The 12,559-nt window shown below is 42.7% G+C and carries 13 protein-coding genes; 4 read left to right on the top strand and 9 right to left on the bottom strand.

Features of this window, described 5'->3' with window-relative positions:
- Positions 1-418 precede the first annotated feature (418 nt).
- Positions 419-1,258, top strand: coding sequence for a hypothetical protein (locus tag Q0R52_RS03130; RefSeq protein WP_295792056.1), 840 nt, complete (start codon positions 419-421; stop codon positions 1,256-1,258).
- Between the two features lie 129 nt (positions 1,259-1,387).
- Here the strand turns inward: Q0R52_RS03130 and Q0R52_RS03125 are convergent, their stop codons facing one another.
- Complete coding sequence (locus Q0R52_RS03125; protein WP_295792053.1) at positions 1,388-1,738, bottom strand: hypothetical protein; 351 nt, start codon at positions 1,736-1,738, stop codon at positions 1,388-1,390.
- Between the two features lie 11 nt (positions 1,739-1,749).
- A complete protein-coding gene (locus Q0R52_RS03120; protein WP_295792052.1) occupies positions 1,750-2,826 on the bottom strand; it encodes a hypothetical protein in 1,077 nt (358 codons plus the stop codon).
- Positions 2,827-3,073: 247 nt separating this feature from the next.
- Between Q0R52_RS03120 and Q0R52_RS03115 the strand changes: the two genes are divergently transcribed.
- Both Q0R52_RS03115 and Q0R52_RS03110 read left to right on the top strand, forming a co-directional pair.
- Entirely contained in the window at positions 3,074-3,658 is a 585-nt protein-coding gene (locus tag Q0R52_RS03115) for a hypothetical protein (RefSeq protein WP_295792051.1), read from the top strand.
- A complete protein-coding gene (locus Q0R52_RS03110) occupies positions 3,648-4,679 on the top strand; it encodes a DUF262 domain-containing protein (RefSeq protein WP_295792049.1) in 1,032 nt (343 codons plus the stop codon). Before Q0R52_RS03115 ends, Q0R52_RS03110 begins: the two co-directional genes overlap by 11 nt.
- A 581-nt stretch (positions 4,680-5,260) precedes the next feature.
- Here the strand turns inward: Q0R52_RS03110 and Q0R52_RS03105 are convergent.
- From Q0R52_RS03105 to Q0R52_RS03090, 4 genes are all read right to left on the bottom strand, one after another.
- Entirely contained in the window at positions 5,261-5,734 is a 474-nt protein-coding gene (locus tag Q0R52_RS03105) for a hypothetical protein (RefSeq protein ID WP_295792022.1), read from the bottom strand.
- A 240-nt stretch (positions 5,735-5,974) separates the two neighbouring features.
- Complete coding sequence (locus Q0R52_RS03100; RefSeq protein ID WP_295792020.1) at positions 5,975-6,172, bottom strand: hypothetical protein; 198 nt, start codon at positions 6,170-6,172, stop codon at positions 5,975-5,977.
- A 139-nt stretch (positions 6,173-6,311) separates the two neighbouring features.
- Positions 6,312-7,505, bottom strand: a complete 1,194-nt coding sequence (locus Q0R52_RS03095; protein ID WP_295792019.1) for a crosslink repair DNA glycosylase YcaQ family protein — start codon at positions 7,503-7,505, stop codon at positions 6,312-6,314.
- Between the two features lie 252 nt (positions 7,506-7,757).
- Complete coding sequence (locus Q0R52_RS03090; RefSeq protein WP_295792018.1) at positions 7,758-8,780, bottom strand: sialidase family protein; 1,023 nt, start codon at positions 8,778-8,780, stop codon at positions 7,758-7,760.
- A 251-nt stretch (positions 8,781-9,031) separates the two neighbouring features.
- Here Q0R52_RS03090 and Q0R52_RS03085 point away from each other — a divergent pair, with 251 nt between their 5' ends.
- Positions 9,032-9,739, top strand: a complete 708-nt coding sequence (locus Q0R52_RS03085; RefSeq protein WP_295792017.1) for a twin-arginine translocation signal domain-containing protein — start codon at positions 9,032-9,034, stop codon at positions 9,737-9,739.
- 157 nt (positions 9,740-9,896) lie between these two features.
- On the opposite strand, the gene Q0R52_RS03080 is transcribed toward Q0R52_RS03085, so the two are convergent.
- From Q0R52_RS03080 to Q0R52_RS03070, 3 genes are all read right to left on the bottom strand, one after another.
- Positions 9,897-10,127: a hypothetical protein gene (locus Q0R52_RS03080; protein ID WP_295792015.1), complete on the bottom strand. Its 231-nt coding sequence runs from the start codon at positions 10,125-10,127 to the stop codon at positions 9,897-9,899.
- A gap of 174 nt (positions 10,128-10,301) precedes the next feature.
- Complete coding sequence (locus tag Q0R52_RS03075) at positions 10,302-12,014, bottom strand: tetratricopeptide repeat protein (RefSeq protein WP_295792013.1); 1,713 nt, start codon at positions 12,012-12,014, stop codon at positions 10,302-10,304.
- 218 nt (positions 12,015-12,232) lie between these two features.
- Positions 12,233-12,559, bottom strand: a 327-nt coding sequence (locus Q0R52_RS03070; protein ID WP_295792009.1) for a gliding motility-associated C-terminal domain-containing protein, incomplete at its 5' end; no start/stop codon positions are given.

Raw genomic sequence — 12,559 nt, 5'->3', positions numbered from 1 at the left:
TATAGGCGCTCAAGAAGGCTGCGCCGTTTTTGCCGGGCTACCCTTTCCGGCGTATACCCTGCAATGCAAAAATTTCCTATGCCCTGCCCGGTGCACAGGCCGGCAGCGTTTTCGGATTTCGCCCGAAGCTTATCTGGTGACGGATCCCCCATAAAAGTATCCGTAAAATGATGAGAATCGCCATTGATAACTACCTTCTCACAAATACGTTATTGCGAACGATTCGCCAGCTGGCGGACTGCACTGGACAATCAACGAACCTTAATGTTTTGGGCAGCAAATAGCCGGGCATATTGGCTGCTTAGCATGCGGGGCACTAGCCCATCAATTTTGGCCTGTCTGAATAACCCGGGGAGGATTTTGAAGAATATAAATGTTATGTTTATATTGAGGGCACTTGGTATTTTACTACACAAAAATGAATTCATACATCAAAAACCTTGTATCACGAATGTTTGACCGCACTCCTTCGGAAAAATACACGAAAGAATTTGGGTCGATGAATTCATATATCAAAGACCTGGTATCACGAATGTTGGACCGTACCACTTTGGAAAAACGCATGGAATTTGGATTTACACAAATTACTTATCCGATTTCCGGCGAGGCATTGGAGGAAGCAAGAGTCATCTCAGACATTGAATTCAGCGACGTATTGTTTTCGGCTATAGTGAGCGAGCAGGACATTGACATTAAAGGCCGTCTTTACTTTATACTCACAAGCCTCGCTGTTAATACAAAAAGTTTAGAAATAACGGCCTTCCTGGTTCCCAGGCTTTTAATAGAGAAAGACAAACATGTCCTGGAAACAATATTAGGTTGCCTGGGGAAATTGTACAAGCCCGCTACCATGGACCTGACACCAATTATTAAATGCACGGAAAGCAGAAATGGCTTTGTTCGCGGACGGGCTTATGAAGCGCTTACAAACAGCGAGTATAACGTTGAAGATTTTTTACTTGATAAGCTAAAATTAACGCAGCATAACGACGATATCGCCAGCATCCTCCATGCCTTAATATTTGTTGGCACCGCCAAATCGCTGCCAATTTTTAAGAAGTTTTTAAAGAGCCGGCATCATGCGTCGGGTACAGCCGCGCTAACGGGAATTACAATCTTATTGCTGAGAGAATCGGCCTCCATAGAAGAGATAAGTAAGATTTCGGGGTATTCAGTAGGAATGGTGAAAGGTCTCGAGGATAGAATAGAGGCGTATACACGGAGGCCGCTTGTATTTGGTATGAACGAAAATAGGTGATGAATTGATTTTATGATGTTGGCTAGCTGTTAGCGGGAAAAAGTTTTGGGGTACTGTCGTTGCAAACTACAAGCATAGTCGTCCGTAGACAGTCTACGGATAGCGAATATTCTGGGCCTGAAAGGTTTTCTATTTTACACCGATTGAATCTTTTAAAACGGCCGCCGCTAAAGTTACGCCGATTTTTGTTGCAGTATCAAGAGCCCAGTTTCCAGCTTTAGCTAAAAATTGCATTGTTCTCGAGCCATCTCCTTGCTTCGATGCTTCCTCAGCTGAAGCTACGTTCGCAATAGCTGCATAATCTTCTCCGCTCTTAGCTTGCAGAAGGAGATCCTTTTTAAGCTCTGACAACTGCAAAGACAACTTTTCGAGATCGATGCTTTCCTCATGTTGCTCCCAAGCTTTATTAAAATTGACGTTAGTTAAATTTGAATCGTTGATAATTATTGACCCTTTAATGTTTTTAAAACTTTCTGCCATTGTAAATCGTATTAAATATCCGAGTTATTTACTGTTGAGTTGTTGATTATTTTCGAATTATACACGTGTTCAAATACGTTATTATTAATCTCAAAGTGAAAGAATTTTTGTAGCGATTTTAACGACTCGGCGGAAACTTTCCCGTTCATAAGTTCTTTCAGTGGAAACTGTACATTTTGATAATGGTCGTAAAACTCATCGAAATCACCAAGTATAAGCGGATCGTTAGTGCCTGAATACCTGACTGCGTAATCATTGAGCCAGCTAACCCCTTCTTTTAAGTCACTATCGTTTTGTGACGGTGAGAACGTGCAAAACGAATAAGACATTTGCCAATTAAATTCTTTCTCTCGGCTGTAAGCGATTGTTACGCTAATAATGCCGTCATCGTTACTTCGAGTTTTTATGACCTCAAAGTCTAGGACTTCTAGATAAAATTTGGGGAATGACGAGTCGTAACTAATCTTTAACAGCGAACTATCAGCTGGTAAAAGCCGCAATTTGCCAATGACGTTAATTACAGGCAACTCGTTCAAAGCGATAAATTCCATCAGCTTGCGGTACATGAGTTCTTCTACTACAATAGGGATACCCTCATGGCTGATTCCTGTAGACGATGCACATAAAAAATATTTTTCGCATCCATTTATAGTCTTAGAAGCTAACCTAACGGAGCCAAATCCACCCCGAATCATGCCTAATTTTTCATCAGGATGAAGTTCGACAAACTTATTTCCGACGGGTCTTGCCTTCTCATATTCAACATAATACTTACTTCGATTAAGGGCGGCTTTTCTTTCGTGTATTGCTTGTTCAGTGTAAAATAAACCTGGCGAAGCCGGCAACCATTCTAGTATAGAAAAGCTATTTAACTTTACAATTTTACCAGGATAATTTTTTACCTCGGCAAGGTGGTTCCAAAATTCTGAATTTTTATAAAAAATAATATCAGGTGCGCCAACGGTGCATGTTTCATTTGGTATTTTCTGTAAAAGGTACAAGTCCAAGTAGTCCTTCAAGCTATTGACCACATCTTCGCGGTTGTATGAATGCGATTGACTCCCAATAAAATGACCTGAAAATTCCATGATAATAATGTGATAAAGAGTAAGGTCAATTTACTTATTGATCTAGATATTTGCAACTATTATTTAACTTATTAGTAGATAGATCCAATTTACCTAAAACGCTCTTTCGATGGCTGTGATTTAACCTTTTTATCTAAGAGCCACAATCGGGGAGGCCTACGGTAGTGGGGCGTCCTGATAGTATTCTGTATCAGATTTTCAACAATAAATTGTAGATTCGTTTCTGTATAATTTAAACTTTAGCCAATTGAAAAGAAGGGGGACTGATGACAAGTTAATACAATTCAAGAGCGATTTGGGAATTCTTGACAGCAGAAAAATGGTTCAAAAATGGATTACTTCCGGAGGGTGTGCCATGGTCTCCGATCAAGAATATGAAGCTCTTAAATTGAACATATCTACCCATTTTAAAATTGCCAAGGATCAAGTGATGATCATTGGATCTGCAAAACTAGGGTTCTCATTGTCGCCAAAAAAGCTATTCAGACGATTTAACGATAGTTCAGACATTGATGTGGTAATAGTGTCTTCTGAACTTTTTGATAGTGTTTGGAAAAACGTTTATAACCTAGTTCAACAAAAAGTTTTATGGGAAACTTTTGACAGCTTTAAAGATTATCTTTTTATCGGCTGGATAAGGCCTGATTTACTGCCACCATCAAATCAATTTGAACTCGCAAATGATTGGTGGGAGTATTTTCGAGAGCTAACGTCGTCTGGGTTGTTCGGTAGCTATAAAATAAGTGGAGCATTATACAAAGATTGGGAATTTTTAGAGGGGTACCATTTGAATAACATTGAGAAACTAAAATTGGTAAAGTATGAAAACTAGTGCAACTAATAGGAAGTTAAGGGTATTGTTAAATGAGATAAAAGCTGGTGCCTTAATACCTAGACCAGAATTTCAGAGGCGGCTTGTGTGGACTAACGAAGACAAGCTTAAATTTCTTAGAACAGTTCTTGAAGGTTATCCCTTCCCTGAAATATACATCGCAGCTGGTACGGTAGATCCCGACAGTGGCGAGGGGACCGAAATGTTGGTCGATGGGCAACAGAGGATGACAACACTTTATCAATACTTTATTGGATCAGACGAAATAAAGTTAAAAGATCAGTTTAAACTTTACAATGATCTGGAACGAGACGATAAAATTTCTTTTCTTGAATATGAGGTAGTGATAAGAGATCTTGGTCAAAAAACCATAGAAGAGATTAAGGAAATTTTTAAAAGAATTAACTCAACTAAATATTCGTTAAATGCTATGGAAATTCACAATGCCCGTTTTGATGGGGCGTTCAAACATTTTGCAGAGGAAATTTCCCAACATAGCTTTTTTGAAATAAATAGAATTTTTACGGTCACTGAGGTTCGAAGAATGTCTGACGTCGTGTTCTGCTTAAATGTGATAGTAACAATTTTATCCACCTACTTCAATAGAGATGATGAAATTGAGAGTTTCTTGCTTAAATACAATGACGAGTTTGAGTTTGGAGATGATCTTAGAACTGAATTGGTTGATACCTTCTCTAAAATTGAAAAATTGGGAATGAGTGATAAATCTCGAGGGTGGAAAAAGTCGGATCTGTTTACACTTATCGTAGAAATACATAGAGCGATTTACAAAGATAAAGCTGATTTAGACATCAAAAAAGTTGGTGAACAACTTGAAATTTTTTATTCTTTAGTTGATGCCAGGAATTATTTGGAAAACACCATTGCAAATAACTACAGGAAAGCAACTACGGCAGGAACCAATGACAGGGGTTCAAGGATCGAACGTGGAAAAACTATTGCTGACATTATTCGCGGCAAAGCAACATATAGTAGGTTGCCAGAATCAATGAAAATGTGAATAGGTCTGGACAGGCTATTCCTCGCAAAGACGCGCAGGAGAGTGCCGATCCCGTAAGCACTTTTTGATGCCATGGTTGGTCTTGTGACCATAGGTGTTGGGAAGATTAAAAAAGCCCCTTTGTCATTCTGAACGCAGTGAAGAATCTTATACAATTGATAGGTCTCCGCTATACTTGTCCCGCGTTAATGTCGCGCGTAGAAGATTCTTCACTGCGTTCAGAATGACAAAAAAATCTTCCGAACACCTATGGTGACAACACCAACAACGGCGGAACGCTTGATTAGTGTGGAAGGAATTTCCCGAAAATTATTTAATTGTTTGATAATCAATGTGTTAATTTTAACTAAAAACTGAAGTGTTTGATAATCAGTATGTTCCACAGCGTTCGGGGTGTTCCGCGTGGGAAAATGGAACGTCTGGCCTGCGTGTAAGTTGAGCCCTTTGATGCCCTTGCGTTACTTTTGTGGGAGCCGAAAACCAGTCCGGTGAACCAAGTCTGGGGGCTTACTGTACAGTATAAGATCCATCCACCGCAGGGTCGTCTGTGACAGACCCTGCGAAGACGGAATAGTTCGCGGCTATTTAGTTGGTGGAACAGCCTGCTGCATATTTTTCATCATCAATTTTTGGTATTCGGCGACTACGCTCATCAAACGGCGCGACTCATAAGCCGAAAACTGTGCGAACTTTGCTGTTTCGGTGGGGCTCACCATCATTTTTTTGCGTAAAGCTTCTAACTGGGGCTGTATTTCTTTTTCTTTGTCCCGCCATTTTTTGTCCAGCGCTTCCCTTCTTGCCACAGCTTCTTTTGTGGTATCGGTCAATGAACCTTTAAATTCCTTCATGTAATCCGTTATTGCATCATCGTACAAGGCGCATACTTTTTTCGCGTCAGGATCGGTGATACTTAGTGAGTCCATCACCGAATTACCTTTTGGGGATTCGGCAACCGTTGAGTTTGAAGTTGATGAACTTGATTTTCCCTTGCAGGCGACTGCAATAATGGCTACCAGCGCCAAAGCAACCAGGTTAAGTTTTGAGTTTGTTTTCATTGTTTTTATAATTGTGATTGTTAACGATTCGACTTAATATTTCGATTTTAAAACCGTGCTGACAGAATTATTGCCGATAAAGCGCTTTAAAAAATGCTTTCCGGTCCATTTATAAACAATGTTTTAAGCTATGGATATTTATTGAAAATCAAAAGGTTATATCAAAAATATAGGTGGAGTTATTGAATACCCGATGGTGGAAACCTGGAAGCAAAATCGTAAAACAGTGTTACAATCAAATCAATCAGCCCAAAACATCATTTCGATGTCGTGCCTGATATCAAATGGCAGGTTTGGTTTTACTACATGGACAGAAACGATGTTTTTGCCTGCAATAATTACACAATCCACAATAGAAATTTTCGACCGCTCAAAGTAGTCGTTGTATTTCTTTTCGATCGCTTTAAGATATTTTACAGCAAATTCATAGTCCGACATACCGATTTACTTTAAGGATTATAAAGCTACCTCAGTATCAATTAATTAAAAATGATCGTCGTCACTAAAGATCTATTTTTAGCATTTTTTTTGGATATACTGCTGCCCACGAACCGCGATAGGCGTTTAGATAAGCTTGTTACCTCAATCCCTCCCTGATCAAAACCAAATACCCCTCCTCATTACACTTACTAAACACTACATCCCTGCAGCCGTTAAACTTTACAAAGGCCTTTAGCGCCTCCACAATTTTCCCGATCATCGCCGCACTCAGTTCCACCGCCTCAAAATGCAGGTTATGCACGATGAGCAGCTTTTGTTTCCTGTCGGCTTTGGCATCCATGCGGGCCACAAAGGTATCGCCCACCAATATGGGCAGCGAGAAATAACCATATTTACGCTTGGGGGCAGGCACAAAACATTCAATTTGGTAATCAAAATCAAAAAAGTCGCGTAACCGGTGCCTGAAAACATTCAGGATATCAAACGGAGAAAGGATAAACGCATCGCCCGTCAATTCAATATCGGTTTGCTGGTTGGGCAGCATATAAAGCGGGGCGCTTTTCAGTCCTTCAACCGCCACTGTCAGCACTTCGCCTGTGGCGGCCATTTTCTCCAGTTCCTTTTTTACCAGGTTGCCCTTTACGTACCGTGCACGCCAGGCCATTTCTTTGGAATAGGCAATCCCCAGGGCCCCCAGCGTACGCCGGATCACGAAGCGCGCGTATTCTTCGGGCGTTGGAACTGTCAAGTCCGTTTCATTCGGAACAAGGTTCAAAGGCAGGTCGTATATTTTCTGGAAACCTTTGGTGCGGGTTATCATCAGTTTACCGTCGTAATACAGGCGTTCCAGGGCTACTTTGGCGGGGCGCCAGTCCCACCAGCCGGCGCTGGCTTCTATGCGGTCGTTTTCGAAGTCGCCTACCATCAGCGGGCCTTCGCGTTCCACGCGGTCCAATACTTGTTTCATCAGCCGGGTTTCGGCAGGAGCGGGGGTGCCCCTGTTCACCGCAAAAGCTTCCTTTACGGGCAGCGAAAAGCGGAAATCGTGCATGGGGAGGTAGCCTGCATCGGAGGTATAATACTCGAAGATCAGGCCGTCCTCAACCAGGTCGGCCAGCCATTGGGGCTCATAGTCGGGCACGCGGGCAGCCATCACGTGGTGATGGGCCCGCTCCACAACAAAGTTGGTATCAAGCTGTACAAAACCCAGGTGATCTATCAGCCGGTAAACCGCTTCGGGGCCGGTACCGAACTGGGCATGCCGGGCCAGTCCAGCCGCATGGAGAATGATTTTACGCGCTTGCAGCCGTGAAAGCAACAGTGGTTCCATGGCGGCAAATTAATGAAAAAATGTATTTGTGTGGGGTAAATTGTGCGTCAGGGCGTTCGCGTTTAGCGCAGGCCTGCGACCTGCGCTGACGGGCGCCGCCCCTTTGGGGCTGGGTGTTTTGTCTTGGTTAGCTAGATTTGGATTTCTTTGGTAAAATACGTCATTTAGAATTGAAGAATAGTTCCGAAGCCCCAACGGGGCGCAATTCACCAGCGCAGGTCGCAGGCCTGTACTAAAATTGCAGAATACCCACTACAATTTCTTTACATAAAGCCCGCTATCCGTCGCTAAAAAGAGTTTATTGTCAAGCTCAACTATTCCATGCAGCTGGATTTTTGACAATAGCTCCTGCCCATTTGCCCACGACGAACCCACCGCGGCAGTTTTATCTCTTTGCTGAACCCAGCCACCTTGTATGGTATTTATCAATACATAATATTTTAGCGACCCGGCGTATATTTTTTCGTTATTTAATGCACCGGGTAACGTTTCCTGTAGATCCTTTGTATCGTACGTCCAGTCGATTCCATTATTCACGCTGCGGATTATCTTGCGTTCAGTGCCGATCCCGATAATGGCGCCGTTGTCGTATATCGCGTCAACAAGGTAGCTTCCCAATTTCGGCAGCGCCGATTCAACCCATTGGTTGTTGGTAAAATCGTAGTGATAAAAAGTACTGTTAACGCCGGCGGCTGCCACCAGGGTATTATTGGTATTTACTATTTTAAAAACAGTGTACGATGTAATTATCTGCGGAAGATTATTATTGAATGGTTCCCACTTGGCAGAGGCCTGGTTTAAAATCATTACGCCATCGCCATCGGTAGCTGCATACAAATTATTGTTGCGTTCGGCAAACGAAGTAACACCGGTATTAAAGAATGGGCCATTGTTTGTCCAGGTCTTTCCCCCATCGCTGCTGCTAAACACACCAGAGGCGTTGGTGCCTGCATAAACAATGTTGTTGAACACTTTAATAGCGGTAACATCAGCCAGGCCGGGTTTTCCTATTTCGGAAGATGTCCAGGTAGCGCCCTCATCGTTACTTATGTACAAATTATTGCCGATGCCGGCGTAAATGGTGTTATTTACCAGTTCGAGCACATTTATGCCTTTGTTTGGTGCATTGAGTTTTGTCCATTTGGCTGTGGCAACCGGTGGTGTGGATTTCGGCGCCGGGTTGTCATATTTTTTATGGCATGAGGATAATCCATAAAGGGCGCAAATTGTAAACAAGCAGATAGCCAGTTTTTTTACAAATAATTTTGTTGTCATTGTGTTGTTATATCTTCTTTTATAAAATTTTGTGTTCAAATTCACAAGTATGACGGTGTATAAGGAGTGCTGGTTGCCTTATGTCGACAGTATTATTGTAACAAAAGCATTACCCCTGCAAGGGTGTGTCCATTTTGAAGCGACCGGGCATCTTCAATAATACCAGGGCACCGCCGCCTGCGCTGTTGCAAATCCCATCATAATCAAATAACTTTAACGTAACCAATCATTTATCTAAAAACCTCACAAAAATGGAAAGCAACAACAAACACCTTACGCCCCGCCGTGGTTTCATCGGCACACTCGCCGCCGGCGCAGCTGCGTTGGGCATGGCGTCGGTACTACCACTTGGCTTAAATGCCGAAACACCCGCACCACCTGCTAAAAAAATTACCGGCGATCTCACCCCCGACGAATGGTTTAGCAACTTAAAAGGCTCGCACCGTATTGTTTATGATGCTACACACCCCGAAGGCATGATGCCCTTTGCCTGGCCGCGCGTATTTTTGATAACCAATTCAAAAACTGGTACGCCCGCGTCTGACTGTGGTGTTGTAGTGGTATTACGGCATAACGCCATCCCGTTTGCTTTTGACAGCAGCATTTGGAAAAAATATAACCTGGGTACCGCTTTTAAAATAGACGACCCCACCACCAACGCTATCGCCCAGCGCAACCCCTACTGGCAGCCCGCCAAAGGCGACTTTAAAATACCAGGTATTGGCGAAGTTGAGATCGGCATAAACCAGTTACAGGCCGATGGCGTAATGTTTTGTGTGTGCGATGTTGCCGTAACCGTAATGACCGCGGTAATGGCCCAAAAAGTGAACCTCGACCCTGCCGAAGTAAAAAGCGAATGGCTAAAGGCTTTGCTGCCCGGTGTAATGGTGGCCCCATCAGGTGTGTGGGCCGTTGGCCGTGCGCAGGAGCATAAGTGCAGCTACTGTTTTGTAGGATAGTACTTGCTGAAAAACAAAAAGGGGAAGAAAAATTTGCTTTTCTTTCCCTTTTTGTTTGTAAAATAGAGGGTGACCGGGCGATGCGATAGTCAGGTGAGTTAAATCTACGGGCGATATTAACGCCGTTACATTACGCACCGCGCCTGCCAACCCAATGTCAATTTACCTTTTTCAATTTGTGCCTGTAGGTGTTAGTACCGGCCGTATGGGTCATAATGAGGCTATCGCCTTTTAAATTGTAGCGGTCTATCAACACTGACGTTTGCTTTAGCTTATGCTCTATCATTGCGATGCGCCGGTTATAATAAATAATCACACAAATAATCAACGCGGCCAATAGCAGCACTGCAAGTATGAGTTTAAAAGCCGGCCCACGTACGGGTTTCATTATCAAAGGTTTAATTTGGATTAACGAAAATAAAATGTTACCGCAATTTTTTCGATGCCGAAGGGGTGGACAATTGGGTGGACAAATTTCAGTATTAAATGAGAGGGAGATTAAAGGCTGGGGAAGGCACGAAATACAAATGGCGTTCAGGCCGGTATTAAAGCAACCGCATTTTTATATCTCTGCCATAAGCGTTTCCAGGCTACCTTCTTCTGATAAGCCTATTTTTTTTCTCAGGCGCTGTTTTGATTTTTTCACCCCTTCAATGGTAATGCCCAACATGCCCGCCATTTCGCGATTGTTAAGCTTTAGTTTTACCAATGAGAGCAAGCGCATATCGGTTTCCGTAAGGTCGGGAAAACGGACGGTTAAGATTTTGAAAAAACTGGGGTGTACTTTTTCGAACAAAGTTTTAAACTCGTGCCACGATTTATCAGTCATGATGTGGGCATTCATCATATCGGCTAGCTGGTTTGCCCGGTACATGTACAAAGGGTCGGTTTGCCGTTGCATCATATCCAGCTCAGCCTTAAAATTTTCAATGATGTCGTTTTTAACGCGCAATTGGTCGGTAAAATCTATAAGGGCCAGTTTTGCATTGTTGCGTTCCGCATCGGCGCGCGAGGTTTCCAGCTGCAGGGCTACTTCCTGTTTTTCAAGCACAGCTTTATCCCGTCTGATGACGAGTTTTTGGCGATTATAAATTAAAAAAGAAATAACTATCAGCAAAAATAATACCCCTGCAAGCGCGTTGCGTTTAATCCGCTCGGTTCGCGCACGGGCGCTTAATTGTTGTACCTTAAGTTGCTGCTTATCATTTTCCCATTTAAGCTTTGTACGCTCAACCGACAGCACATCGTTTATTCGGGCCAGGCTGTCACTTGCCGCATCATAAATTTTGCGGTAGCGGAGAGCTTCGGCAGGCTTGTCCATTTTTTCAAAAATATCAGCTTTCAACGCGTACATATCTATCCTATACTTTAGGGTACTTTTAGGGTGGATGTTGAATATTTTTTCGGCGGTGTCAATCTGCTCTAATGCAATAGTATAATCTTTCCGGTCGGCATTAATAGTCGCAATTCGGACAAGTGCAATCGCACCATTACCCTTTTCACCAAATTTAACCGATTGCTCATAATCTGTTTTAATATAGGGCAAGGCGATATCATATTTTTTCTGCATAAAATAAACCGACCCTATATTGCCGGTAGCTATAGCCACCCATACCGAATCTTTATTTTTTTTGGCAAGCTGCAGCGCCGTGTTAAAATAATGCAATGCATTATCATACTTCCCGGTGCTGCGGTATATCAGGCCTACGGTGTTAATCATATTTATTTGATCGCGCGCCTGTATGTCCGGCGAGCCAAGTGCCTCGAGTAAAAAGCGCCTCGAGGACTCAAGATCACCCAGCGCATAATAGAAATCAGCTATTCTATTCAGGTTGGTAGCGTAGCCGGGAATGTTTTCGGGGCCGGCGCTTTTAAATATGTCATAGGCCTTTAAATACAGCTGGCAGGCAGGTACATACATTTCAAACGTATTGTAATACTGCCCTTTTTTAAATATGTAAATGCCGGTTTCAACCGTCAGGCTTTCGGCTATTGCCTGATCAATGGCTTTCTGGTAATAATAAAGGCTATGCGGATTAAAGCCATAATTCACCGAGTAATAGTCGGCTTTGCAATCAAATACCGCAAGAGCAAGTGCTTTGTCGTTTAGTTCCGCTGCAATCTTTGTGAGTTCGTCGATCTTTTTAAATGCAATTGCCGAATCAATATGGCGATAGTTGGCTTTGTAAATTGCAAGTGCCTGCGACGCGCGGTTTTTTGTTGGAATACTTTTTAGGGTGTCAAAAACCTGCGCATCAGCATATAATGCCTGCATTAAAAAAAAGCAGAAAAAAATAATTCTCCCGATGCGCATTATTTTTAGCGATAAAGATAATTTCTTTTGGCATTTTTTTGGGTTTTTGACGAAGAATTTGTGGTGGGTTTTGGCAAGGCAATGTTTCTAAAGCGAGCAACGATAGAACAGGTAAGAACACAAAAAAAGCAAGAGCTACAACCCTTGCTTTTTCGTTTATGCTGAAGGACCTTTAGGCTCTAATATTTAAGTACAATAAAGCCGGTTTTGTGTTTAGTTTCATTTCCGTCTTTATATTCCAAAGAGTAGAAATAAGTACCGGGCTGTTGTAATTTACCGTTGGTGCTGGAGTGTCCATCAAACGATTTTGTTGCATTGTCATAACCTTTAGCCTCGTATACCAAAGCTCCGCTTCGGTTCATGATCTGTATCTTGTTATCGGGATGCGCAGCGATACCTTCAATAACCAGTGCGTCACTGTTCCCGTCGCCATTTGGCGATACGTTCTGGTGAACAACAATTGCGGTGTTAGTGATCGGCGATTCCTGAGGCTGATATTGCATAAC

The sequence above is a fragment of the Mucilaginibacter sp. genome, from assembly GCF_025359345.1.
Classification (GTDB): Bacteria; Bacteroidota; Bacteroidia; order Sphingobacteriales; family Sphingobacteriaceae; genus Mucilaginibacter.
This window is presented reverse-complemented; position numbering and strand designations above follow the sequence as displayed.